The organism is Streptomyces sp. NBC_00984, assembly GCF_045162475.1.
In the GTDB taxonomy this organism is placed as follows: domain Bacteria; phylum Actinomycetota; class Actinomycetes; order Streptomycetales; family Streptomycetaceae; genus Streptomyces.
The window spans coordinates 7,435,091-7,458,340 of the sequence record NZ_CP108734.1; the positions used below are offsets into that span (position 1 = coordinate 7,435,091).

Sequence of the window (23,250 nt, forward strand, 5' to 3'; positions counted from 1 at the left end):
GCGCCGGAACCAGGCCGGAAGGGGTAAATCGCCGGTGACCATGGAATGTCACCGCAGTTGGCAGGGAACCTACGGCGGGTTACGCCGTTTGGTCAAGACCCGATTCCGTCGGAATGCGACGTGTCGCTGTCGGACGAGGCGCCGTCCGAGTCGTCGACCCAGCCGAGCGAGAGGCTGATCCGGCGGGCCGCGTCCCGCACCTGGCCGCCCAGTTCCTGGTAGCGCCAGGCCGGCAGGCCGAGTTTGAGGCCGGTGATGGAGACCGCCCCGGCACACACCGAACGGTCGTCGAAGACCGGCGCGCCGATGCAGATGATGCCCTCGGCGTCCTCCTCGTCGTCCAGGGCGTAGCCGACCCGGGCGATGTCGCGCAGATGCGACAGGAAGGTCGCCGGGTCGGTGATCGTGCGGGAGGTGCGCCGGGGCAGCCCGAACCGCTCGACGACCGCGGCCGCCTCGTCCGGCGGCACGGCGGAGAGCAGCGCCTTGCCCAGGCCCGTGCAGTGCGGCAGCTCGCGCTGCCCCATCCGCAGATCGAGCCGGACGCGCTGGTCGAGCTCGACCTGGTCCACGACGACCGCGTGGCCGTCCTCGGGCACGGCGAGCCTGGACGCCATACCGGTGGCCCGGGTCAGCTCGCGCAGGACCGGGTGGGCGACCCCGCGCAGGGACACCTGGGAGCGGGCCCGGTCACCGAGTCTGGCCAGGCTCATGCCGAGCCGGTAGCGGCGGTTCATGCCCTCGCCGTCGTCCGAGACGAGGCCATAGGCGCGCAGGGTCTGGAGCATGCCGAAGGCGGCGCTCTTGGAGATGGAGCAGGCCTGGCCGACCTCCGTGACGCTCAGGCCGTTCCCCTGTGCGGGGGCGGCGAGCGCCTCGAGGATGTCCGCTGCCCTGGCCACGCTCTTGACCCAGTACTTCGGTTCTTCTGGGGCAGCACTGTTCGTCATAGCAGAACAGCGTAGTGCCTCGGGGAGGCTCGAACGCGCTTTCTCTGTGAAGAAAGCGCGGAATCGGGCCTTCCTGGGTTTGAAAGGGTCTTGACCGGCCCCGGAGCCGGACGTAATATCCAGGCACTGTTCTGCTCTACAGAACAGTGTTCAGAAAAAGCGAAACGCACCACCTGAAGCACCACCTCAAGCACCACGGATCATTCTCTTCCTGCGGCGACTGCCGGGCGGATGGCGCCAGGGACTCACGGGCCGGGCAGGGCCTGCGAAGACCGACGACTCTCGACGCAAGGAGCAAGCGATATGAGTTCAGGCCCGGTAGGCAACGAATCCGGAGCCCGACTCGCCGAGCGCGCCCGCCAGGTCGTACCCGGCGGCGTGAACAGCGGTCAGCGCAGTGTTCCCGGACTGACCGACCTGGTCGTCACGGGGACGGACGGCGCACGGTTCCGTACCGCCGACGGACGCGAGTACACCGACTTCCACTCGGCGTTCGGCCCGCCCCTGCTCGGTCACAACGACCCCGACGTGGCCCGCGCCACCGCGGAGGCCGGTGCCACCCTCGGCCACATGGGCGTCGGCGTCACCGAGGGCGAGGTACTCCTCGCCGAACAGCTCACCGAGCTGATCCCCTCGATCGAGAAGGTGCTGCTCACCAGTACCGGCAGCGAGGCCACGTTCCACGCGCTGCGCGTCTCCCGCGCCGCCACCGGCCGCCGTCTGGTCGTCAAGTTCCAGGGCTGCTACCACGGCTGGCACGACGCCGTCAGCCTCAACGTCATCTCCGCGCCCGAGAAGGTCGGCGGCCACGACCCGATCTCGACCGGCATCCTGCCCGAGGTCCTCGAAGCCACCCTCGTCCTGCCGTTCAACGACAGCGAGGCCGTCCGCCGCGCCTTCGCCGAGCACGGCTCCGACATCGCCGCCGTGATCGTCGAGCCCGTCCCGCACAACGTCGGGGCGCTCCTGCCGTACCAGGAGTTCCTCACCACGCTGCGCGAGGAGACCACGAAGGCGGGCAGCGTCCTGATCTTCGACGAGGTCATCACCGGCTTCCGCCACGACATCGGCGGCTGGCAGAAGATCTCCGGCATCACCCCCGACCTCACCACCCTCGGCAAGGCCATCGCCAACGGCGCCCCCGTCGGCGCGATCGGCGGCCGCGCCGACCTGATGGACCTCTTCTCCACCCGCCCCGGCGCCCCCGCCTTCTTCGCCGGCACGTACAACGGCCACCCGTCCGTCGTCGCCGCCGCCCTCGCCACCCTGCGCAAGCTCCGCGAGGAGCCGGTCCACGAGCACGTCTTCCGGCTCGGCGAGCGCGTCCGCACCGAACTGACCGGACTGTACGAGCGCCTCGGCGTCCCCGCGGTCGTCACCGGCTACGGCTCCGTCTTCGTCAGCTACTTCATGCCCGGCGAGGCCCCCCGCACCTACGCGGACCTGCTGAACAACGACGCCTCGCTGTTCGTCGGCTACCGCCGCAAGCTCCTCGACCACGGCCTGTTCGAGCTGCCGCTCAACCTCAAGCGCAGCCACATCAGCTACGCCCACACCGACGCGGACGTGGACCGTCTCGTCGAGGGCACCGAGGCCGCGGTCAAGGCCGTGCTCGCCGACGGCGGCGCCCGCGACCTGGAGAACACCTCCACCATGGGCGGGGCGACCCGCTGATGCTGACCGTCAACCGCACCCGCCCGGCCGGCCCCGCCGGACGGATCACCCGGGTCGAGACCCTGATGCTCGGCACCTCCTGGCGCGACTTCGGCTACGTCCGGGTCCACACCGACGAGGGCCTGTCCGGCATCGGCGAGATCACCCACCCCTACCGCGTCCGCGAGGTCTGCGCGCTGACCGAGGCGCTGGCCCGGCGCCATCTCATCGGCGCCGACCCCTTCGACATCGAGGAGCTCTGGCTCCGCGTCTACCAGGGCGACTTCCTGCGCGGCGGCGACATGGGCGGCGTCGCCCTGTCCGGCCTCGACCAGGCGATGTACGACCTGATGGGCAAGGCGCTCGGCGTCCCCGCGTACCGGCTGACCGGCGGCGCCTGCCGGGACGACGTACGGGTGTACGCCAACGGCTGGTACACCGGCGAACGCGAGCCCGAGACGTTCGCGGCCAAGGCGAAGGAGACCGTGGCGAAGGGCTTCACCGCCCTCAAGTTCGACCCCTTCGGCCCCGGACTGCACGAGCTGGAACGCGCCGAGCTGCGCCGCTCCGTCGACCTCGTGGCCGCCGTCCGCGAGGCCATCGGACCGGACGTCGACCTCTTCATCGAGGGCCACGCCCGGTTCGCCATGCCGACCGCCGCCCGACTGGTGCGGGAGCTGGAACCCTTCGACATCGGCTGGTTCGAGGAGCCGATGCCGTGGACCCACATCGAGCGCTACGCGGAACTCCGGCAGCGCGCCGCGTTCCCGATCTCCGGCGGCGAGCACTTCCACAACCGCTACGAGTACAAGCAGCTCTTCGCCACCAACGCGGTCGACATCATCCAGCCCGACCTCTCCATGGCCGGCGGCTTCACCGAGGTCAGGAAGCTCGCCGCGACCGCCGATACCCACGGCATGCTGGTGGCCCCGCACAACTCCAACTCGCCGCTCTGCACCACCGTCTCGGTGCACGCGACGCTCGGAATCCCCAACTTCAAGATCCTCGAAACCTTCGACGGACTCCTCGAGGACTACGTCTTCGACGCGCTCAAGGGCACCCTGCCGATCGTCGACGGCCGCATCGGCCTGCCGACCGCACCGGGCCTCGGTGTCGAGCTCGTCGACGAGGTCTTCGAGGAACACCCGCCCAGCCACCGCTTCTGGAACATGTTCGCGGACGGCTGGGAGAAGCGGAACCGGACATGATCGTCGACGTCCACTCGCATCTCTTCCGGCACAGCCACGACTTCACCGACCCGTTCAAGTCCGACTCCGCCCGCGCCCACGCGGGCGAGGTCGACCTCACGGTGAAGTGGGAGGAGTACGCCGCCACCGCCCCCGAGGGCACCCGCACGATCGTCGTCGGCGGCAAGGCCCGGCGCAGCGGCCTCTGGGTCGACGACGCCGCCGTCGCCTCGTACACCGCACAGCACCCCGACCGGCTCATCGGCTACCTGTCCCTCGACCCCACCCAGCCCGGCTGGCAGGACGAACTCAGGTACGGTCACCAGGAACTGGGCCTGCGCGGCATCAAACTGATGCCGATGTACGCGGGCTTCGACCCGGCCGCCGAGGAGTACGACGAGCTGTACACGTACGCCGAACGGCACGGACTCCCGCTGCTCGTGCACACCGGCACCACCTTCGTGTCGAGCGCGCCGCTGGAGTGGGCGATGCCCCGCCACCTGGACGCGGTCGCCATCCGCCACCCGGAACTGCGGATGGTCCTCGCCCACCTCGGCCACCCCTTCGAGGGCGAGTGCATCGCGGTCATCCGCAAGCACCCGCACGTGTACGCGGACATCAGCGCCCTGCACTACCGGCCCTTCCAGCTCTGGCACAGCCTCCGGCTGGTCCAGGACTACGGGGTCTTCGACAAGCTGATGTTCGGCAGCGACTACCCGTTCACGACGGTCGACGACTCGGTGAAGGGGCTGCGGGAGATCGCCCGGATCCCCGGCATCCCCGGACTGCCGCCGCTCGACGCGGACGCGGTGGAGGAGATCATCCACCGGCCGTCGCTGGACCTGCTGGGCCTGAACGGCTGACCCGGCCGTTCTCCCGAACCTGCCGGTACGGTGCCGGGGTCATCCCCCTGTCGCCCGGTACCGACCGGCAGCCGGGCCGCCGCGCCATCACCCATGTGTCCCAGCGCGGCGGCCCGGACCCTTCCGGCGATCAGGACCGGACCCGACCCACCCCCTCCGTACCTCTCCGTACCTCTCCGCCTGGAGGAACCCCCGCCATGACCGCAGCCGTTCCGCCCCGCGGGACCGACCGCTTCGATCTGACCGGCCGCACCGCGGTCGTGACCGGGGCCGCCCGGGGCCTCGGCCGTTCCTTCGCCGTGGGCCTCGCGGAGGCGGGCGCCGATCTGGTCCTCGTCGACCTGCCCGGTGCCGAGGGCGTCGCCGAGACCGCGGCGGCGATCGAGGCACTCGGCCGCGGGTGCCGGACGTACGGACAGGATCTCGCGGACATCGACGCGCTGCCCGGCTTCGTCGACGCCGTACGCGCCGAGGCGGGACCGCTGCACATCCTGGTCAACAACGCCGGCACGGCGGCGCTGGAGCGCTTCAACGAGATCACCCCCGCGAGCTGGTCGCACATCATGCGGGTCAATGTCGACGCCGTCTTCTTCCTCAGCCAGCGCATCGCCGAACACATGACGGCGGACTCGGTCGCGGGCCGCATCATCACCATCACGTCGAAGAACGCCCTGGTGGCGGAGGCCGGCCTGGCCCACTACAACGCCTCCAAGGCCGCCGCCCAACTGCTCACCGAGACCCTGGCGGTCGAACTCGCCCCGCACGGCATCACCGCCAACACCCTCGCCCCCGGCATGGTCGAGACGCCCATCGACGGCGAATTCCCCTTCGACCGGGAGGCCTTCGAATCCGCCTACCGCGAGCGCATCCCGCTCGGCAGGTACGCGCAGCCCGACGAGTGCGTCGGTGCGCTGCTGCTGCTCGCCTCGGACGCCGGGGCGTATCTCACCGGGGCGCGCATCGTCGTCGACGGGGGAGTACTGGCCGACCAGATGCCGCGTATGCGTTTCATGCCGCCGTACCGCAACACGATCTGACCGCGACCGACCGGCAGTCGGTTCCCACCGAGCACGCATCGACAACGCGAGGAGCGCCTCCGTCATGTCCGTCAATGCTTCGTCCCCTGCTCCGTCCTCCGCCTCGTCCCGCCGGAATCTTCTTCGGGCTTCGGGTCTGGCCGGTCTGGTCATGGCCGGTTCGGCCGTGGCCGCCGGTTCCGCGCAGGCCGCACCCTCGCACACCGGCGACGTGCTCCGCGTCGACACGGTCGACGCACTGCGCGCCCTGAACACCAAGCCGCTCGACGACGGCACCCAGGTCCTGATCGCCGGCTACCGCACCCCCGGCGACGGCGGCTCCATGGCCGTGCGCTGGCACAGGAAGTCCGACGCCGCACACAACGGCGGCACCGTCATCGCCCCCGCCAGGAACGGCACCGGCCGCTGGCACCAGCTCCACACCGGAACCCTCGACTTCCGCACCTTCGGCCACTTCGACGCGAAGACCCCCGCCGACGCCGCCCTCGACGCCATGATCGCCGACAACAGCGTCCACCGCATCGAAGCCCACACCGACCTTCTCCTCACCAAACGCCACCTCTTCAACCGCTCCGACATCGAACTCGACTTCGGCGGCCACCGCATACGCACCGAAGGCATCGAGAAGAACACCCACGACAACCCCTTCGGCGCCGTCCTCTCCTTCCGCGGCACCGTCACCGACACCACCGTCAGGCACGCGCTCTCCGGCAAGGTCATCGAGCTCACCGACACCTTCCCGGTCCCCGACGCCAAGGCGTTCGAGGTCGGTCAGTGGTGGGCCGTGCAGGTCGACCCGGTCGCGGGCGGCGGCGGTGACGAGCGCGAACTGCAGAAGCTGGTCGAGATCACCGAGATCGTCGACGCGGGACACATCCGGATCGGCTACCTCAACGGCTGGGAACTCGCCGCTGGCCGCAACCTCACCTGGACCCGCGTCGAACCGGTCCGCAACACGCACATCCGCAACATGGTCTTCGAGGGCGCCGGCCCCGACGAGTACACCGGCTCGCACCCCGTCAGCTTCGAGTACGCGGTGGGCTGCGACGTCTCCGGAATCCATGCCACCGGCACCTTCTGGCCGGTCATCATGCGCCGCTGGTGCACCCGCTTCCGCACCGAGGAGTGCTCGCTGAAGAACCCGCCCACCGTCGAGTACGGCGGCGCGGGCTATCTCACCCAGCAGATCTACTGCCTGTACGGGCGGGTCGCGGACTGCACCACCAGCAATGTGCGCCACCTCAACGACCTCACCGCCTCCGCCTACTGCACCGTGGTGAACTGCCACGGCGACGGCGACGACGCGGGCGGCAATCCCTTCACGACGCACGGGCAGTACGAGCACGATCTGCTCTTCGACGGCAACTCCGGACTGATGGACATTGCCAACTCCGGTGCGCAGTGGGGGATTTCCGCGAAGCGGATCACCGTACGCAGACATGTCTGCTCCTGGTTCACCGCCAACACCAAGATCACCGACCTGACCCTCGAGGACATCACGGTGATCGCGCGCCCCACCTTCGACCAGGCCGGCACCCTCACCGTCAACGCCGACGGCGCCCAGGTGCGCGGCTGCACCGCGAAGACCTTCGCCGTCGCCCAGCGTTCCGCCCGCTCCACCCGGCCGACCACCATCAGCGACTGCTCCTTCGAGCCGCCCGCGGGCGCCGTCCTCGTACAGACCCCGGTCACCGCGCCCGTGCACTTCGTACGCTGCACGTTCAAGGGCGTCGACGGCGCGATCCTGCGCGGGGCGGGGCCCGTCCACTTCACCGACTGCACCGTCACCGGCGCCGAGAACGCGGCCCCGCTCTCGGTCGGATCCGCGGATCTGCGGATCGACGGCGGCAGTTACGACAACACCGGCATCGAACTCAGCGCCGTGCGCGACCAGCGGATCACCGTCACCGGCGGCGCCCGTCTCACCGGCAGCAACAAGGCCAAGGCGCTGCTCGGCCGTGCGGCCGGTCCGGGGAAGGTGACCTGGGACATCAGCGCGCTCAGCAGCGCCGCCTCCGACGCGGACACCGCCCATGTCCGCATCGATGACGGCACCAACCACTACGCGGCCACCGGGAGCCGCTTCACCGGTGGCACGCTCCACCTCGCCCCCGGTGCGCTGGACTCGGTCCTGCACACCTCGTGCGTGGAGAACGGGACGAAGCGCGACGCGATGCCCGCGAACAGCGACAAGGTGCGCACGGACGGGAACCTGACCCTGTGACCGCCGTCATCCGGACCGCGACGGCGGCCGACGACCCGGCCCTGGCCGCCCTGTGGCAGCGGTGCTTCGACGCCCCGCAGGTCGTCGCCCTGCACGCCCTCGACCCGGACCGCCACCGGCACACCTTCGTCGCGCAGAACGCCTCGGGGGACGGGATCGACGCGGTCGTCGTCTACGTACCGAGGCTGATCCGCGACGCGGACGGCACCCCGCGGCGGGTCGGCGGCATCGGTAGCGTCGCCACCCGTCCCGAGGCGCGGGGACAGGGGCTGGTGCGGCGGCTGCTGGTGGCGGCGGAGCACACCATGAGGGCCGAACAGTGCGCCTGGTCGCTGCTGTTCACCGGGACTCCCGGCGTCTACCGGGGCTCGGGATGGCAGGAGTTCGAGAGCTCGTACACCGAGGGGGCGCTCGCGCCCTCGCCCGCCGCCGGGACGTTTCGGATCCGCGAGGCCACCGCGCGGGACGCCGCCGAGGTGGCCGCGCTGCACCACGCGTACAACGCGAACCGGCCGCTCGGCTCGTTGCGGGCGCCGGAGGACTGGGCGGTGCGGGTGCCCGCCTGGTACGGCCCGCTCGACCGGTCGCTCGTGGCCGAGGACCCCGGATCGGGAGCGCTCGTCGGCTGGATGGTGGCCCAGTACGAGGGGGAGTGCGTGGAGGTGCGCGAATTCGCGGGCGCCCCCGAATGTCTGGGCGAGCTGTTCGCGGCCGTCGGCGAGCGGGGCCGGGCGGCGGGCCTGGGCCGGGCCCGGGTCCGGCTCCCCGACGCTCCCGGGGTCCGGGCGGCGCTGCCGTTCCTGCTGGCGGACGCCCGGCCGGTGGCGGAGCAGGTGGGCATGGCACGCCCGCTGCACGCCTCCGCGGACGCCGTCCGGGCCACGGTCACGGCACCCGGTGCGGTCCACTGGTACGGCGACTGCTTCTGAGGGCCGGGCGGGGCGCCGTCAGCGATGCGGAGTGAGCAGACAGCGCCCCACCAGCCCCGCTCCCGCGTCCATCCGCTTTCTGAACTCCTCGGCCAGCAGCGGCACATCACGCAGCCGCCACAGCACCAGCGCCGCCGACCAGGCCGCCTCACAGGCCCGCTCCAGACTCCACGAGCCGAGCAGATGGGTGAGCGGGTCCGCGAGTTCCAGCAGATCCGGGCCCGGCATCAGGTCCTCGCGGATCCGCTCCTCCAGCATCACGAGGAGATCGCCCACCCGGTCGAACTCGTCCTCCAGGGCCGGCGGGGCGCAGCCGAGCGTGCGGCAGGCGTCCACGACGGCGAGCGGCAGATTGTGGCCGATGTGCGCGTTGATGCCGGCCAGCGCGAACTGCAGCGGCCGTACGCCGGGATGGCGCCGGTACTGGAAGAGCGGACGCCAGCAGTCGGGCGGCGGGTGTCCCGCCGCCGCGGCGTCGACCGCCGACAGGTAGCGCTCGGCGAACCGCACGTCCAGCGCGGCGGCGGCCTGCCGGTCCGGGAACGCACCGTCGTCGATCTGTTGCCGGACGGTCTCGGTGACCGTCAGATAGACGCGGTTGAAGACCTCCACCCCGTCCTCGGCGCCGTCCACCGGCGGCCAGGCGGAACGGAACGCGCGCATCCGCTCGATCACGGAGGCGATGTCGGGGACGGAGCTGTGCGACTGCTCGAACTGAGCCATGGGGGCAGCGTCCCAGCCGCGGGACCGGGACGGCGCCGACGGACCCAGGGTTCATCGGAACGGGGGAACGGCCGCGACACGTGCCGGCTGTGCGGCGGCCGAGCTCACCCTTCCGGTATGGCCGGGCTCACCCTTCCGGTACTACGGGACTGCCCTTACGCCTAGTCCTTCGACGGCCCTTCGTCGTACGCCGAGGTGCCCGAGTCCAGCAGGGGCTCCTGGGTCTTGAGGTGTGCCGGGGCGAAGGCGCGCAGCACGTGATAGCCGGTGATCACCACGATGGTGCCCAGCGCGATCCCGCTCAGCTCGAAGTTGTCGGTGATCTTCAGGCTGACCCCGCCGACGCCGATGATGATGCCCGCGGCGGCCGGCACCAGGTTCAGCGGGTTGCGCAGGTCGACCTTGGCGTTCAGCCAGATCTGGGCGCCGAGGAGGCCGATCATGCCGTAGAGGATGACGGTGATGCCGCCGAGCACACCGCCGGGGATGGCGGCGACGACCGCGCCGAACTTGGGACAGAGGCCGAAGAGCAGGGCGAAGCAGGCGGCGGCCCAGTACGCGGCGGTGGAGTAGACCCGGGTCGCGGCCATCACGCCGATGTTCTCCGAGTACGTGGTGTTCGGCGGACCGCCCACCGCGGTCGACAGCATCGACGCGGCGCCGTCGGCGGCGATCGCGGTGCCCAGCTTGTCGTCCAGCGAGGAGCCGGTCATCTCGCCGACGGCCTTCACATGCCCGGCGTTCTCCGCGATCAGCGCGATGACCACCGGCAGCGCGACCAGGATCGCCGACCACTCGAAGCTCGGCGCGTGGAAGGAGGGCAGCCCGATCCAGTCGGCCTTGGCCACGCCCGACAGGTCGAGCCGCCAGTGGTCCACGGCCCCGGCGCCGCCGGCCGGGGAGTGGATCTTGCCGAAGATCCGGTCGAAGACCCAGGACAGCGCGTACCCGAAGACCAGGCCGAGGAAGATCGCGATGCGCGAGAAGAAACCGCGCAGGCACACTACGGCCAGTCCGGTGAACAGCATCACCAGCAGCGCCGTCCACTGGTCCTGCGGCCAGTACGTCGACGCCGTCACCGGAGCCAGGTTGAAACCGATCAGCATGACGACGGCACCGGTGACGACCGGCGGCATGGCCGCGTGGATGATCCGGGCGCCGAAGCGCTGCACGGCGAGACCGGCGAGGAAGAGCACCGCACCGACGACGAAGACCGCGCCGGTGACCACCGCGCTGCTGCCGCCGCTCGCCCGGATCGTCGCGGCGACCCCGACGAAGGAGAGCGAGCAGCCGAGGTAGCTGGGCACCTGGCCGCGCGTGGCCAGCAGGAAGATGGCCGTCGCGACACCCGACATCATGATCGCCAGGTTCGGGTCCAGGCCCATCAGTACCGGAGCGACGAACGACGCGCCGAACATCGCGACCACGTGCTGGGCGCCCAGTCCGAACGTACGGGGCCAGGAGAGCCGTTCGTCCGGCCGGACCACGGCCCCCGGTGCGGGGGTCTTCCCGTCGCCGTGCAAGGTCCAGCGCACGCCGAGGCCCATGGTCGCTCCCTGTTGTGTAGGTGCGGAGCCGAGCGCCTCGCCGGGCACGTCGCTGCCGCAGAAATGATCAGCGCCATGGTAATGCCGGATCGTGGCATGCTCGCGGCCGGGCCATGGCCCCTGAGCACGGCGGATGCGGGCGACGGAGGGGAACGGGCCCCGGCCGTCCGCCGGCCCGGCCGGTCAGGGACGCGGCTCGGCGGACTTCGTGCTCGGGGCACCGGCGTCCGAGGACGACACCTGCCTGCGGTCGCCCGCCCGCAGCACCCCGGCCCCCAGCACCAGACCGAACGCGAGCACCGTCACCAGGCCGAACGAGACGACCAGCGAGGTCGCCTCGGCCAGCGAGCCGATCGCGGACGGGGCGATCAGCCCCGAGGTGTACGTGATCGTGGCGACGCCCGCGATCGCCTGGCTCGGGTTCGGGCCGCTGCGCCCGGCCGCCGCGAAGGCGAGCGGGACGACCACCGCCACTCCGAGGCCCAGGAGCCCGAAGCCGCACATCGCGAGCGCCGCGTCCGGCGAGGCGACCACGAGGATCCCGCCGACCGTCGCGAGGACGCCGCCGACCCGTACGGTCCGGACCGCGCCGAAGCGGTCGACGACCTTGTCGCCGGCGATCCGGGCGACCGCCATGGTCAGCGCGAACGCCGTCGTGGAAGCCGCGGCGAGCCCGGCGGAGGTGTCCATGACGTCCCGGAGGTAGACCGCCGACCAGTCCAGGCTGGCCCCCTCGGCGAACACCGCGCAGAAGCCCACCGCGCCGATGATCAGCGCCGACTTCGGCGGCAGGGTGAAGCGCGGCGGCGGCTCCTCGTCCGGCCGGCTGCGCAGGTCCAGCACGCCCTGGCAGGCGATCAGGCCGAGCGTGGTGAGCACGAGGGCGGCCAGGGCGTGGTGCAGCCGGGCGTCGGCGCCCAGATGCGCGGCCACCGTGCCCGCCGCCGAACCGATCAGGGCGCCCACGCTCCACATCCCGTGCAGTCCGGACATGATCGACTTGTCGAGGCGGTTCTCCACCTCGACGCCGAGGGCGTTCATCGCCACGTCCGACATCCCGGCCGTCGCCCCGTACACGAAGAGCGCGGCGCACAGCGTCAGCAGGTTGGGCGCCGTCGAGGGCAGGATCAGCGCCAGCGTCCACAGGGCGAGCAGTCCGCGCAACGCGGTCCTGGCGCCGAAGCGATGGCTGATCGCACCGGCCAGCGGCATGGCGAGCGAGGCGCCGATCGCCGGGAAGGCGAGGGCGAGGCCGAGCTGACCGGCGCTGAGCCCGGCGTGGTCCTGGATCCAGGGCACCCGGGTGGCGAAGCTGCCGGTCACCGCGCCGTGCACGGTGAAGACGGCGGCGACGGCGAACCTGGCCCGCCTCACCTGCTCCGTGCCGAAGGCCGTGTCTGTGGAATCCGCTGTCATACCGCCGTGCCCTCCCCTGGGGAATCCTCTGTTGCCGGTGGTCCCGGCGCCCGACTCCACGGTGCGCGCCGTAAACTATCAGGAACCCTGCCTGATAAATAGTGCGCCTGGGCATCCAGTGCGTCAGCGATCTGGAAGGATCCCGGCATGCCCGCATCACCGAGCACCGCACGGGCCATCAACGACCGGCTCGCCCTGCGACTGCTCCAGCAGGACGGCCCGCTGACGGCCACGCAGCTGAAGACCCTGACCGGCCTGTCCCGGCCCACCGTCGCCGACCTCGTCGACCGGTTGCAGGGGGCCGGTCTGATCCGCGTCGTCGGCGAGGCCGGCGCCGAGCGCCGCGGTCCCAACGCCCGGCTGTACGGGATCGCCGCCGACCGCGCCCATCTCGCCGCCCTCGACGTACGCACCGGCAGCGTCGCCGTGGTCGTCGCCGATCTTCTCGGCGCCACGCTCGCCGAGGCCACCCTGCCCATCGGCAGCGACACCGACACCGAGGCCGCCGCCGAACAGGCCGCCGCACTGCTGGAACGCACGGCGCGCGAGGCCGGTGCCGGCCCGCTGCACAGCGTCGGCATCGGCGCGCCCGGTCTGATCGACCCGGTCACCGGCGAGCTGCGCGACACCACCGGGCTGCCCGCCTGGCACCGGCGGCTGGTGCGGGTGCTCCAGCAACGGCTGCCCGCGACCGTGCTGGTCGAGAACGAGACCAATCTCGCCGCCGTCGCCGAACACCGCGGCGGCGCGGCGGCCGACCACGACACCTTCGTGCTCTTCTGGCTCGGCCACGGCGTCGGCGCCGCCGTCATGCTGGACGGGAAGCTCCGCCGGGGAGCCTCCGGCGGCGCGGGCGAGATCGGCTTCCTGCCGGTGCCCGGCATCGCGGGCACGCCGTCGGCCGTCAACTGCGACGGCGGGTTCCACGCGCTGGTGGGCTCCGCCCCGGTCTGTGAACTGGCCGCCGCCCACGGCATCGCCGTGCCCCCGGGCACCGCCGAGGGGGACAAGGAACCGGGCGCGGCGTTCGCCGTGCGGGCCGCGCTGGCGGGGGAGGGGGACGGCGAGGCGTTCCTGGACGCCCTCGCCGGCCGTCTCGCGGTCGGCGCCGCCGCCATCGCCTCGGTCCTCGACCCGGGCTGTGTGCTGCTGGCGGGCGAGGTCGGCCATGCCGGCGGAGACGCGCTCGCGGCACGGGTCGAGGAGCGGCTGACCCTGATGTCACCGCTGCGCACCGAGGTCAGGGCCGGGCGGCTGGGCGGCGCGGCGGTGCTCCGCGGCGCGCTGCTCGCCGCCCGGGAGGCGGCTCAGGACGAGCTGTTCACGCCGGCCGGGTAGTCCCCGGACGGCCGGTCGGTTCCCCGGGCAGGGGAGAGGCCGACGGTGACCAGGGGCGATCCGGTCACCGCCGGGCGGTACGGAAGGTGGTGAGCTGCTGTCGGTTCGGTGAGCTGGAGCGAGTCCTGTCGGAGGGGCCGTGGGGTGGGAACGGGCTCCTGGTCGGCGGCGGCCGACGAGGTGGCGGCGAGCGAGCCCATCAGCAGTCTGGCGACGGCTACGCCGCCTGCGAGCAGGGTGGCTCTCGCACGGGTGGGGGACAGCGCGTTCGGTTCCTCCCGGGGAGGTTCGGCAGAACGCAACTGGCAAGGGGGTGGGTCGTGTTGATGCCCCGGGTGTGCGCACACCACGGGACCGCTCCTCGGAGGTGGCGCAGAGATAAAAAGGACTAGACCAGTGCGTCAACGGATCTGGACCTTTAAGTGTCAACTTCTTCGGCCGCACCCCTCGCCGCGGCCGTCCTGTGAGCCAGTCCACAAGCACTCACCCGCATGGTCCTCCGCCGGGCGTGGCACACTGATCGTGTACCAGCAGCAGCGCACTCCGGGGTCGGTGCAATTCCGAACCGGCGGTTATAGTCCGCGACCCGTCCGCATCCAGCGGCCGGTTGACCAGGTGGGATTCCTGGACCGACGGTTAAAGTCCGGATGGGAGGCAGTGCGCGGCGGGCCGTTTCGCGGGTACGCCGCCGTCGGCGGATGGTCTTCGGGCAACCGATCCATCCGTGTTTTCCGGCATTTCCGGCGTTCCCCCGTGGCGTTCCCGCTTCATCTGTCGTCATCGACAGGCCCCGGAGTCCGTGCCCGAAGAGGCAGGAGGACCCGGTGGACACCGCAGCCGACATCACCGCCATGCGCCGTGCGATCACGCTCGCCGCCCGCGGTCTCGGCTCCACCAGCCCCAACCCCGTCGTCGGCTGCGTCATCCTCGACGCCGCGGGCCGCCACGCCGGCGAGGGCTTCCACCAGCGGGCCGGCGGACCGCACGCCGAGATCCACGCCCTGCGCGACGCGGGCGACCGGGCCCGGGGCGGCACCGCCTACGTCACCCTCGAACCCTGCAACCACACCGGCCGCACCGGCCCCTGCGTCCAGGCGCTCATCGAGGCCGGGGTCGCCCGGGTCGTCTACGCGGTCGGCGACCCGAACCCGCAGGCCACCGGCGGTGCCGACACCCTGCGCGCGGCCGGGACCGAGGCCGAGCAGGGGCTCCTCGCGGCCGAGGCCGAGGCGGGCAACGCGGCTTGGCTGACCTCGGTGCGCCTGGGCCGCCCGTACGTCCTGTGGAAGTACGCGGCGACCCTCGACGGCCGGATCGCGGCCGCCGACGCCACCAGCCGCTGGATCACCTCTCCCGAGTCCCGCGCCGACGTCCACCGGCTGCGCGCCGAGGCCGACGCCGTCGTGGTCGGCTCCGGCACCGCCCGCACCGACGACCCGCAGCTCGGGGTACGCGGCATCGAGGACGCAGTGCAGCCGCTGCGGGTGGTCGTCGACACCGGCGCCACCGCCGTACGGCCCGGCGCCCGGGTTCTCGACGGCACCGCGCCCACCCTGATCGCCGTCGCCGAGGACGCCGACGCCGGGCACCTGCCCGAAGCGGCCGTCGTGCGGCTGCCGCGCGCCGCCACCGGCCCCGGCCTGGACATCCCCGCCCTGCTCCGCGCCCTGCACGGGCGCGGCGTCCGCTCCGTACTCCTCGAAGGCGGCCCGACCCTGGCCGGGGCCTTCGTCGCCGCGGGAACGGTCGACAAGGTCGTCGGCTATCTCGCCCCCGTGCTCCTCGGCGCCGGCCCCGCGGCCCTCGCCGATGCCGGAATCTCCACCATTGCCGAGGCGTTGCGCCTCGATGTGACCGAGACCGTCCGTATCGGCCCCGATCTGCGCATCACCGCCGTCCCCGGCCCTGCCCGGAAGGGAAACTGAGTGTTCACCGGAATTGTCGAAGAACTGGGTGAAGTCACCGCCGTCGAGAAACTCGGCGACGCCTCCCGATTCCGCCTCCACGGTCCCGTGGTCACCGAAGGCGCCAAGCACGGCGACTCCATCGCCGTCAACGGCGTCTGCCTCACCGTCGTCGACCTCGGCGAGGGCGAGTTCACCGCGGACGTGATGGCCGAGACCCTCAACAGGTCCAGCCTCGGCGCCCTGGACACCGGCTCCCGGGTCAACCTGGAACGCCCCATGGCGGTCGGCGGCCGGCTCGGCGGGCACATCGTCCAGGGCCATGTCGACGGCACCGGGCGCATCGTCGAGCGCAGGATCTCGGAGAACTGGGAGGTCGTGAAGATCTCCCTCCCCGCGGAGCTGACCCGCTACGTGGTGGAGAAGGGATCGATCACCGTCGACGGCGTCAGCCTCACCGTGGTGGACGCCGGACCCGACCACTTCACCATCAGCCTCATCCCCACCACCCTCGCCCTGACCACGCTCGGCATCAAGGAGCCCGGCGACCCGGTCAACCTGGAGGTGGACGTCATCGCGAAGTACGTCGAGCGACTGCTCGGCAACCCCGCGCAGGAGCCCGAGGAGCCGGTGAAGTGAGTGCCCTGCACTGGCTGAACTCGGAGGCGTTCACTGTCTTCGGGCAGCACATCATCTGGTCCGACATGATCGGCAACACCGTCGGTCTGATCGCGCTCACCCTGGGCTGGCTCCGCTCCATCTGGACCTGGCCCGCCCAGCTGCTGTCCGGCGTCGTGCTGGTCGCGGCCAACGCCTCCGTGCACCAGGCGGGCAGCGTCGGCAAGCAGCTCGTCGTCATCGCCGTGGCCGTCTGGGGCTGGCAGCAGTGGACCCGGGGCAGGCAACAGGCCCAGGACGGCTCCATCGCCGTACGGTTCGCCACCTGGCGCGAGCGCGGCTACCTGCTGGGCGGCGCCGCACTCGGCACCCTCGCGGTCGGCGGCCTGTTCACCGCGTTCCCCTCGCTCTCCTGGAGCCCGTGGGCGGACGCGTACATATTCGCCGGGACGCTCGTCGCGATGCTCGCCCAGGCCCGCGGCATGGTCGAGTTCTGGTTCGCCTGGCTGCTGGTCGACCTGGTCGGCGTACCGCTGAACTTCCACAGCGGACTCGCCTTCTCCGGTCTCATCTACGTCGTGTACGGCGCCCTCGTCCTGTGGGGCATGCGCGACTGGTGGCTGCGTTCGCGGACACCCGCTCTGGAAGGAGCCACGGCATGACTGCCCAGCCCACCTGGTTGCACCGGGAGCACGAGGACGCCGCCGAGGACCTACGCCTGGACCCCGTCGAGCAGGCGATCCGCGACATCGCCGCCGGACGGCCCGTCGTGGTCGTCGACGACGAGGACCGGGAGAACGAGGGCGACCTCGTCATCGCCGCGGAGAAGGCCACCCCCGAGATCGTCGCGTTCATGATGAGCGAATGCCGCGGCCTGATCTGCGCGCCCATGGAGAACGACGAGCTGGAACGGCTCGAACTGCCGCAGATGGTCGACCACAACACCGAGTCGATGCGCACCGCGTTCACCGTCTCCGTCGACGCGTCCGCCGCCCACGGCGTCACCACCGGCATCTCGGCCGCCGACCGGGCCACCACGCTCCGGCTGCTGGCCGGCGGCGAGGCCGGCCCCGGCGACTTCGTACGGCCCGGCCACATCTTCCCGCTCCGCGCCCGCTCCGGCGGGGTGCTGGTCCGCAACGGCCACACCGAGGCCGCCGTCGACCTCGCCCGGCTCGCCGGACTGCGGCCCGCCGGGGCCATCGTGGAGATCGCCGGCGAGGACGGGGTGATGCTGCGGCTGCCCCAACTGGTCCCGTTCGCCCGCAAGCACGGCCTCACGATCATCTCCATCGAGGACCTGATCGCCTACCGCCGCAGCTCGGAGCCGACGGTCCGCCGTGAGGCCGAGGTACGGCTGCCGACGGGCTTCGGCGCGTTCACCGCGTACGGCTACCGCTCCACCACCGACGGCGTCGAGCACGTCGCGCTCGTCCACGGCGACCTCGGCGACGGCGACGACGTCCTGGTCCGGGTCCACTCCGAGTGCCTGACCGGCGACATCTTCCAGTCCCAGCGCTGCGACTGCGGCCCCCAGCTGCACGCCTCCATGCGCCGGATCACCGAGGAGGGCCGCGGCGTCGTCGTCTACCTGCGCGGCCACGAGGGCCGCGGCATCGGACTGCTGTCCAAGCTCCGCGCCTACGAACTCCAGGAGCGCGGCATCGACACCCTCGACGCCAACCTGGAGCTCGGCCTGCCCGCCGACGCCCGGGACTACGCGGCCGGCGCCCAGATCCTCAAGGACCTCGGCGTCCACAGCCTCAGGCTGATGACCAACAACCCCGACAAGACGGCCGCCATCCTGCGCCACGGGCTCGCCGTCACCGGCCGCGAGCCGATGCCCGTCCAGGCCGGCGAACACAATCTGCGCTACCTGCGCACCAAGCGCGACCGCATGGGGCACGACCTGCCCTGGCTCGACACCGCCACGGCGTCGACCTGCGGCAACCAGTGAGATCACGGAAACGAGCGGTAGGAGAGACATGAGCGGCAAGGGCGCACCCGAACTGTCCGTACGCAACTGCGGCGACCTGCGCGTGGCGGTCGTCGCCGCGCAGTGGCACGAGAAGATCATGGACGGACTCGTCGACGGCGCCCTGCGCGCCCTGCACGAGCTCGGCATCGACGAGCCGACCCTGCTCCGGGTGCCCGGCAGCTTCGAACTCCCGGTCGTGGCCAAGGTCCTCGCGGGCCGCGGCTACGACGCGATCGTCGCCCTCGGCGTGATCATCCGCGGCGGTACCCCGCACTTCGAGTACGTGTCCAACGGCGTCACCAACGGTCTCACCCAGGTCGCCGTCGACACCGGGGTCCCGGTCGGCTTCGGCGTACTCACGTGCGACACCGAGGAGCAGGCGCTCGACCGGGCCGGCCTGGAAGGGTCCAACGAGGACAAGGGGCATGAAGCGGTCACCGCGGCCGTCGCCACCGCCGCCACGCTGCGTACGGTCAGCGAGCCCTGGCGCTGAGCGCAGGGCCCGGACCCCGTACTCTAAGACCATCATGGCGAACAAAACCTTCGAAGAGCTCTTCGCCGAGCTGCAGCTCAAGGCCGCCAACGGCGACCCCTCCACCTCCCGTACCGCCGAGCTCGTGGACAAGGGTGTCCATGCCATCGGCAAGAAGGTCGTCGAGGAGGCCGCCGAGGTCTGGATGGCCGCCGAGCACGAGAGCAAGGACGCGGCCGCCGAGGAGATCTCCCAGCTGCTGTACCACGTCCAGGTGATGATGGTCGCCCGCGGGATCTCGCTCGACGACGTCTACGCCCATCTCTGAGCACCACCTCAGCACCACGTACGTCCGCACGCCCGCACAAGACTCCCTCCTCGCAAAGGAAACCTGACCTCATGCTGCGCATCGCCGTCCCCAACAAGGGTTCACTCTCCGGGCCTGCGATGGCGATGCTCCATGAGGCCGGCTACCAGCAGCGCAAGGAGTCCAAGGAACTCGTCCTCGTCGACCCCGAGAACGAGGTCGAGTTCTTCTACCTGCGGCCGCGCGACATCGCGATCTACGTGAGCTCCGGCCGCCTCGACATCGGCATCACCGGCCGCGACCTGCTGCTGGACTCCGGCGCCGACTCCGAGGAGATCCTCCAGCTCGGCTTCGCCCGCTCCACCTTCCGCTACGCCACCAAGCCCGGCACGGCCGAGGGCCCGCAGGACTTCGACGGCAAGACGATCGCCACCTCCTACGAGGGCATCGTCGCCAAGCACCTCGCCGACGTCGGCGTCAACGCCTCTGTCGTCCACCTCGACGGCGCGGTCGAGACCGCCATCGAACTCGGTGTCGCCCAGGTCATCGCCGACGTCGTGGAGACCGGCACCAGCCTGCGCAACGCCGGACTCGAAGTCATCGGCGAGCCGATCATGAAGTCGGAGGCCGTCGTCATCCGCCGCACCGGCGCACCCGACGACGACCCCAAGGTGCAGCAGTTCCTCCGCCGCCTCCAGGGCGTCCTGGTCGCCCGCTCCTACGTGATGATGGACTACGACTGCCGCGTCGAGCACCTGGAGCGCGCGGTCGCCCTCACCCCGGGCCTGGAGTCGCCGACCATCTCGCCGCTGCACCACGAGGGCTGGGTCGCCGTCCGCTCCATGGTCGCGGCCCGGGAGGCCCAGCGGATCATGGACGATCTGTACGACCTCGGCGCCCGCGCCATCCTCACCACCGCCATCCACGCCTGCCGCCTCTGACGGCCGGGCGACCACCCGGAAGACAGAAGAACATCATGTCCGCCCCCGCACCCCGGCCCGAACTCCCCACCCTCCCGGTCACGTTCCGGCCGACCCGAACCCGGGTGGTCCTGCTGACCGTGGGGGCGGCGATGTTCTTCGTCATCACCGCCGTCGCCCTGACCCTGGAGCAGTTGAGCCCGGGGGAGCGGGCCAGCTTCGTCTTCACGGCACTGCTGTTCTTCGGCGTACTCGCGCTGCTCAGCCGCCCGAAGGTCGTCGCGAACGAGGACGGGGTGACCGTGGTCAATCTCACCCGGACGCGCCGGCTGTCCTGGGCGGAGATCCTCCGGGTCAACCTGCGGGTCGGTGACCCCTGGGTCTTTCTCGACCTGAGCGACGGGACCAGCATGCCCGCCCTCGGTATCCAGCCCGGAATCGCCAAGCAGCAGGCCATCCGCGACGCCCGTACGCTCCGCGCCCTCGCCGAGAACCACGGCACCGGAACGGACATCGGCTGAGCCCCCTGCCCCGCACGGCCTCTTCTTGATTACTCTGGAGGGCGGCGGTGCCCCTGCGCACCCCGCCCCGCAACCAGAGGTCCACGAGAATCGAGACCGGCGGGGCTTTCCTGCGACCCAAGGAGTGACTCCTTCCAGCAATGGACGGATCGTCCGGTAGTACCTGCGCCGCCCCTTCCCCGGAGGCGGCGGCATGACCACCCCCCTGCTGCTTCTGAGCGCGGCATTCCTTCTCATCCTCGCCAACGGATTCTTCGTGGCAGCCGAATTCGGGCTCGTCACGGTGGAACGGCCGGACGCCGAGCGCGCCGCGGCCGAGGGCGACCGGCGGGCCCGCACCGTCGTCGAAGCCCTGCGTGAACTCTCCTTCCAGCTCTCCGGCACCCAGCTCGGCATCACCATCACCTCACTGGTCGTCGGCATGCTCGCCGAGCCGGCACTCGCCCAGCTGCTGGAGGGCCCCCTCACCGCGACCGGGCTGCCCGACGGCGCGGTCCCCGGCGTCAGCGTGGTGATCGGGATGATGGCGGCCTCCGCCGTCCAGATGGTGATCGGCGAACTCGTGCCCAAGAACTGGGCGGTCTCCCGGCCGCTCCAGGTCGCCCGGTTCGTCGCCGGCCCTCAGCACCGTTTCTCCGCCGTCTTCCGGCCGGTGATCAGCCTGCTGAACACTGTGGCCAACCGGCTGGTGCGGCTGCTGGGTGTCGAACCCACCGACGAGCTGGCCTCCGCCCGCACCCCCGGGGAGCTGGTCTCCCTGGCCCGGCACTCGGCCGAGGCCGGCACCCTCGAACAGGACACCGCGGATCTCTTCGTACGGACCCTGTCGCTCGCCGGACTCACCGCCCAGCACGTCATGACCCCCCGGGTGAAGGTCAGCGCCCTGCAGTCCTCGGCGACCGCACAGGACGTCCTCAACCTCACCCGCGCCACCGGCCTCTCCCGCTTCCCCGTCTACCGGGAGCGGATCGACGAGGTCGTCGGCATGATCCACCTCAAGGACGCGCTCGCCGTGCCCGCCCAGGACCGGCTGCGCACCCCGGCCGGACGGATCGCCGTACCGCCGCTGCTGGTCCCGGAGACCCTGCCCGTCGAACAGCTGCTCCAGCGACTCCGCAATGAGCAGCCGATCGCCGTCGTGGTCGACGAGTACGGCGGCACCGCCGGAGTCGTCACCCTCGAGGACATCATCGAGGAGCTCGTCGGCGAGGTCAGGGACGAGCACGACGCCGAGGGCGCCGACCGGCCCGAATTGGCCCCCGCCACCGCGGAGGACGGCCGCCAGGCCTGGGACGCCGAAGGCAGCTGCCGGGTTCTCACCCTGCGCCGGATAGGACTCGACGTCCCCGACGGGCCGTACGAGACCGTGGCCGGACTCGTCGCCGATCTGCTGGGACGCATCCCCGCCCCCGGCGACCGGGCCGAGCTGCCCGGCTGGCGGATCTCCGTCCGCCAGGTCGGCCACTACCGCGCCGAGAAGGTCCGCTTCGTGCGCACGGCCGAGCCGGCCGGCGCCGGGGCCCCGGTGGCCCATGAGCTCCTGGAGGCCGTGCGATGAGCCTGGTCCAACTGCTCTTCGCCGCGCTCCTCGTGCTGGCGAACGGCTTCTTCGTCGGTGCCGAGTTCGCCCTCGTCTCCGTACGGCGCAGCCAGGTCGAGCCGCTCGCGGCGGCCGGGTCGGTCCGGGCGCGCCAGGTGCTGTACGGACTGGAGAACCTGCCGCAGATGATGGCCGCCGCCCAGTTCGGCATCACCGTCTGCTCACTGACCCTCGGCGCCGTCGCCGAACCGACCGTCGCCCATCTGCTGGAGCCGGTCTTCCAGGCGGTCCACCTGCCCGAGGGCCTCATCCATCCGCTGGGCTACGTCCTGGCACTCGTCTTCGTGGTCTTCCTCCACCTCGTCATCGGCGAGATGGTCCCGAAGAACCTCGCGATGGCGGCGCCGGAGAAGACCGCGCTCTGGCTCAGCCCCGGACTCGTCGGCTTCGCCCGCCTCTGCCGCCCGGTCACCGCCGCACTGGGCGCCTGCGCCCGGCTGGTCCTCCGGATCTTCGGAGTCGAACCGAAGGACGAGGTGGAGGCCGTCTTCACCAGCGAGCAGCTCAACCGGCTCGTCGAGGACTCCGGTCAGGCCGGACTGCTGGAGCCGGAGGCACAGGAGCGGCTGGAGGACGCACTGGAGCTGGGCAGCAGGCCGGTCACCGACGTGCTGCTCAGCAGGGCCTCCCTGGTGACCGTGGATCCGTCCGTCACCCCGCACCGGATCGAGGAGCTGACCGTACGTACCGGCTACTCGCGCTTTCCCGTGTGCGCGGAGGGCGGCGGTCCGTTCATGGGCTATCTGCACGTCAAGGACGTCCTGGACCTGGAGGACGGCGAGCGGGCCGTCCCCCAGCACGTATGGCGCCCGATGGCGACCGTACGGGCCGAACTGCCCCTGGACGACGCCCTGACCGTGATGCGCAGGGCGGCGACGCACCTGGCACAGGTCGCCGACGCGTCCGGCCGGATCCTCGGCCTGGTCGCCATGGAGGACGTCCTGGAGATGCTCGTCGGCGAGGTGCGGGACCCGGCCCACCGGGTCGGGGTCCCGCGCCGGGCGGCGGAGCCCGCGAGCACGACGACCGGCTACGGGGAACTCACCGCGTCGGTCCGCTAAGG

22 protein-coding genes and 1 riboswitch are annotated in these 23,250 nt (G+C 71.4%); of the genes, 17 read left to right on the forward strand and 5 right to left on the reverse strand.

What is annotated here, in order from left to right; translation table 11 throughout:
* Positions 1–92: 92 nt before the first annotated feature.
* The gene (locus OG520_RS33295) at positions 93–950 is read right to left on the reverse strand and encodes an IclR family transcriptional regulator (protein WP_399338085.1); all 858 of its coding nucleotides are present in this window, start codon (positions 948–950) and stop codon (positions 93–95) included.
* Between the two features lie 303 nt (positions 951–1,253).
* Between OG520_RS33295 and OG520_RS33300 the strand changes: the two genes are divergently transcribed.
* The 6 genes from OG520_RS33300 (at position 1,254) to OG520_RS33325 (ending at position 8,843) form a co-directional block, all read left to right on the forward strand.
* Positions 1,254–2,624, forward strand: coding sequence for an aspartate aminotransferase family protein (locus tag OG520_RS33300; protein ID WP_406015564.1), 1,371 nt, complete (start codon positions 1,254–1,256; stop codon positions 2,622–2,624).
* Entirely contained in the window at positions 2,624–3,811 is a 1,188-nt protein-coding gene (locus OG520_RS33305) for a mandelate racemase/muconate lactonizing enzyme family protein (protein WP_266422063.1), read from the forward strand. Before OG520_RS33300 ends, OG520_RS33305 begins: the two co-directional genes overlap by 1 nt.
* The gene (locus OG520_RS33310; RefSeq protein ID WP_385326752.1) at positions 3,808–4,653 is read left to right on the forward strand and encodes an amidohydrolase family protein; all 846 of its coding nucleotides are present in this window, start codon (positions 3,808–3,810) and stop codon (positions 4,651–4,653) included. The genes OG520_RS33305 and OG520_RS33310 overlap by 4 nt, the downstream gene beginning before the upstream one ends.
* Positions 4,654–4,850: 197 nt before the next feature.
* On the forward strand, positions 4,851–5,690 hold the full coding sequence (locus OG520_RS33315; RefSeq protein WP_399338090.1) for an SDR family NAD(P)-dependent oxidoreductase: 840 nt from the start codon (positions 4,851–4,853) through the stop codon (positions 5,688–5,690).
* Between the two features lie 64 nt (positions 5,691–5,754).
* The gene (locus OG520_RS33320; protein ID WP_406015565.1) at positions 5,755–7,914 is read left to right on the forward strand and encodes a peptidase C14; all 2,160 of its coding nucleotides are present in this window, start codon (positions 5,755–5,757) and stop codon (positions 7,912–7,914) included.
* A complete protein-coding gene (locus OG520_RS33325) occupies positions 7,911–8,843 on the forward strand; it encodes a GNAT family N-acetyltransferase (RefSeq protein ID WP_406015566.1) in 933 nt (310 codons plus the stop codon). The genes OG520_RS33320 and OG520_RS33325 overlap by 4 nt, the downstream gene beginning before the upstream one ends.
* An 18-nt stretch (positions 8,844–8,861) precedes the next feature.
* On the opposite strand, the gene OG520_RS33330 is transcribed toward OG520_RS33325, so the two are convergent.
* From OG520_RS33330 to OG520_RS33340, 3 genes are all read right to left on the reverse strand, one after another.
* Positions 8,862–9,566, reverse strand: coding sequence for a DUF5995 family protein (locus OG520_RS33330; protein ID WP_406015567.1), 705 nt, complete (start codon positions 9,564–9,566; stop codon positions 8,862–8,864).
* A 161-nt stretch (positions 9,567–9,727) separates the two neighbouring features.
* Complete coding sequence (locus OG520_RS33335; RefSeq protein ID WP_406015568.1) at positions 9,728–11,113, reverse strand: uracil-xanthine permease family protein; 1,386 nt, start codon at positions 11,111–11,113, stop codon at positions 9,728–9,730.
* A gap of 183 nt (positions 11,114–11,296) precedes the next feature.
* Positions 11,297–12,529: an MFS transporter gene (locus OG520_RS33340; protein ID WP_406015569.1), complete on the reverse strand. Its 1,233-nt coding sequence runs from the start codon at positions 12,527–12,529 to the stop codon at positions 11,297–11,299.
* A 147-nt stretch (positions 12,530–12,676) separates the two neighbouring features.
* On the opposite strand from OG520_RS33340, the gene OG520_RS33345 reads away from it, so the two are divergent.
* Positions 12,677–13,867 carry an ROK family transcriptional regulator gene (locus OG520_RS33345; protein ID WP_399334838.1) on the forward strand — a complete coding sequence of 397 codons (1,191 nt, stop codon included), beginning with the start codon at positions 12,677–12,679 and terminating at the stop codon, positions 13,865–13,867.
* Here the strand turns inward: OG520_RS33345 and OG520_RS33350 are convergent.
* Complete coding sequence (locus OG520_RS33350) at positions 13,837–14,169, reverse strand: hypothetical protein (protein ID WP_406015570.1); 333 nt, start codon at positions 14,167–14,169, stop codon at positions 13,837–13,839. The two genes, OG520_RS33345 and OG520_RS33350, sit on opposite strands and share 31 nt — an antisense overlap.
* A 232-nt stretch (positions 14,170–14,401) precedes the next feature.
* Positions 14,402–14,532, forward strand: a riboswitch (FMN riboswitch).
* A gap of 159 nt (positions 14,533–14,691) precedes the next feature.
* On the opposite strand from OG520_RS33350, the gene ribD reads away from it, so the two are divergent.
* From ribD to OG520_RS33400, 10 genes are all read left to right on the forward strand, one after another.
* The gene (gene ribD, locus OG520_RS33355) at positions 14,692–15,792 is read left to right on the forward strand and encodes a bifunctional diaminohydroxyphosphoribosylaminopyrimidine deaminase/5-amino-6-(5-phosphoribosylamino)uracil reductase RibD (RefSeq protein ID WP_406015571.1); all 1,101 of its coding nucleotides are present in this window, start codon (positions 14,692–14,694) and stop codon (positions 15,790–15,792) included.
* A complete protein-coding gene (locus OG520_RS33360) occupies positions 15,793–16,410 on the forward strand; it encodes a riboflavin synthase (RefSeq protein ID WP_406015572.1) in 618 nt (205 codons plus the stop codon). It begins immediately after the preceding gene.
* Positions 16,407–17,051: a nicotinamide riboside transporter PnuC gene (locus OG520_RS33365; protein ID WP_384755341.1), complete on the forward strand. Its 645-nt coding sequence runs from the start codon at positions 16,407–16,409 to the stop codon at positions 17,049–17,051. Before OG520_RS33360 ends, OG520_RS33365 begins: the two co-directional genes overlap by 4 nt.
* Positions 17,048–18,346, forward strand: coding sequence for a bifunctional 3,4-dihydroxy-2-butanone-4-phosphate synthase/GTP cyclohydrolase II (locus OG520_RS33370; protein WP_385550381.1), 1,299 nt, complete (start codon positions 17,048–17,050; stop codon positions 18,344–18,346). The genes OG520_RS33365 and OG520_RS33370 overlap by 4 nt, the downstream gene beginning before the upstream one ends.
* 28 nt (positions 18,347–18,374) lie before the next feature.
* A complete protein-coding gene (ribH, locus tag OG520_RS33375) occupies positions 18,375–18,860 on the forward strand; it encodes a 6,7-dimethyl-8-ribityllumazine synthase (protein WP_266422233.1) in 486 nt (161 codons plus the stop codon).
* A 34-nt stretch (positions 18,861–18,894) separates the two neighbouring features.
* Complete coding sequence (locus tag OG520_RS33380; protein ID WP_018524273.1) at positions 18,895–19,167, forward strand: phosphoribosyl-ATP diphosphatase; 273 nt, start codon at positions 18,895–18,897, stop codon at positions 19,165–19,167.
* A 71-nt stretch (positions 19,168–19,238) separates the two neighbouring features.
* On the forward strand, positions 19,239–20,087 hold the full coding sequence (gene hisG, locus OG520_RS33385) for an ATP phosphoribosyltransferase (protein ID WP_406015573.1): 849 nt from the start codon (positions 19,239–19,241) through the stop codon (positions 20,085–20,087).
* A 35-nt stretch (positions 20,088–20,122) separates the two neighbouring features.
* Positions 20,123–20,587 (forward strand): PH domain-containing protein, encoded by a 465-nt coding sequence (locus tag OG520_RS33390; RefSeq protein ID WP_399334852.1) that lies wholly within the window; start codon positions 20,123–20,125, stop codon positions 20,585–20,587.
* A gap of 193 nt (positions 20,588–20,780) precedes the next feature.
* Positions 20,781–22,145, forward strand: a complete 1,365-nt coding sequence (locus tag OG520_RS33395; protein ID WP_406015574.1) for a hemolysin family protein — start codon at positions 20,781–20,783, stop codon at positions 22,143–22,145.
* Positions 22,142–23,248, forward strand: coding sequence for a hemolysin family protein (locus OG520_RS33400; protein WP_406015575.1), 1,107 nt, complete (start codon positions 22,142–22,144; stop codon positions 23,246–23,248). Before OG520_RS33395 ends, OG520_RS33400 begins: the two co-directional genes overlap by 4 nt.
* Positions 23,249–23,250 lie beyond the last annotated feature (2 nt).

What these genes read in the sequence shown, in the direction of transcription:
- OG520_RS33295 (WP_399338085.1), bottom strand. Translation starts at nt 950, where the DNA reads ATGACGAACAGTGCTGCCCCAGAAGAACCGAAGTACTGGGTCAAGAGC.
- OG520_RS33300 (WP_406015564.1), top strand. Translation starts at nt 1,254, where the DNA reads ATGAGTTCAGGCCCGGTAGGCAACGAATCCGGAGCCCGACTCGCCGAG.
- OG520_RS33305 (WP_266422063.1), top strand. Translation starts at nt 2,624, where the DNA reads ATGCTGACCGTCAACCGCACCCGCCCGGCCGGCCCCGCCGGACGGATC.
- OG520_RS33310 (WP_385326752.1), top strand. Translation starts at nt 3,808, where the DNA reads ATGATCGTCGACGTCCACTCGCATCTCTTCCGGCACAGCCACGACTTC.
- OG520_RS33315 (WP_399338090.1), top strand. Translation starts at nt 4,851, where the DNA reads ATGACCGCAGCCGTTCCGCCCCGCGGGACCGACCGCTTCGATCTGACC.
- OG520_RS33320 (WP_406015565.1), top strand. Translation starts at nt 5,755, where the DNA reads ATGTCCGTCAATGCTTCGTCCCCTGCTCCGTCCTCCGCCTCGTCCCGC.
- OG520_RS33330 (WP_406015567.1), bottom strand. Translation starts at nt 9,566, where the DNA reads ATGGCTCAGTTCGAGCAGTCGCACAGCTCCGTCCCCGACATCGCCTCC.
- OG520_RS33335 (WP_406015568.1), bottom strand. Translation starts at nt 11,113, where the DNA reads ATGGGCCTCGGCGTGCGCTGGACCTTGCACGGCGACGGGAAGACCCCC.
- OG520_RS33340 (WP_406015569.1), bottom strand. Translation starts at nt 12,529, where the DNA reads ATGACAGCGGATTCCACAGACACGGCCTTCGGCACGGAGCAGGTGAGG.
- OG520_RS33345 (WP_399334838.1), top strand. Translation starts at nt 12,677, where the DNA reads ATGCCCGCATCACCGAGCACCGCACGGGCCATCAACGACCGGCTCGCC.
- OG520_RS33370 (WP_385550381.1), top strand. Translation starts at nt 17,048, where the DNA reads ATGACTGCCCAGCCCACCTGGTTGCACCGGGAGCACGAGGACGCCGCC.
- ribH (WP_266422233.1), top strand. Translation starts at nt 18,375, where the DNA reads ATGAGCGGCAAGGGCGCACCCGAACTGTCCGTACGCAACTGCGGCGAC.
- OG520_RS33380 (WP_018524273.1), top strand. Translation starts at nt 18,895, where the DNA reads ATGGCGAACAAAACCTTCGAAGAGCTCTTCGCCGAGCTGCAGCTCAAG.
- hisG (WP_406015573.1), top strand. Translation starts at nt 19,239, where the DNA reads ATGCTGCGCATCGCCGTCCCCAACAAGGGTTCACTCTCCGGGCCTGCG.
- OG520_RS33390 (WP_399334852.1), top strand. Translation starts at nt 20,123, where the DNA reads ATGTCCGCCCCCGCACCCCGGCCCGAACTCCCCACCCTCCCGGTCACG.
- OG520_RS33395 (WP_406015574.1), top strand. Translation starts at nt 20,781, where the DNA reads ATGACCACCCCCCTGCTGCTTCTGAGCGCGGCATTCCTTCTCATCCTC.
- OG520_RS33400 (WP_406015575.1), top strand. Translation starts at nt 22,142, where the DNA reads ATGAGCCTGGTCCAACTGCTCTTCGCCGCGCTCCTCGTGCTGGCGAAC.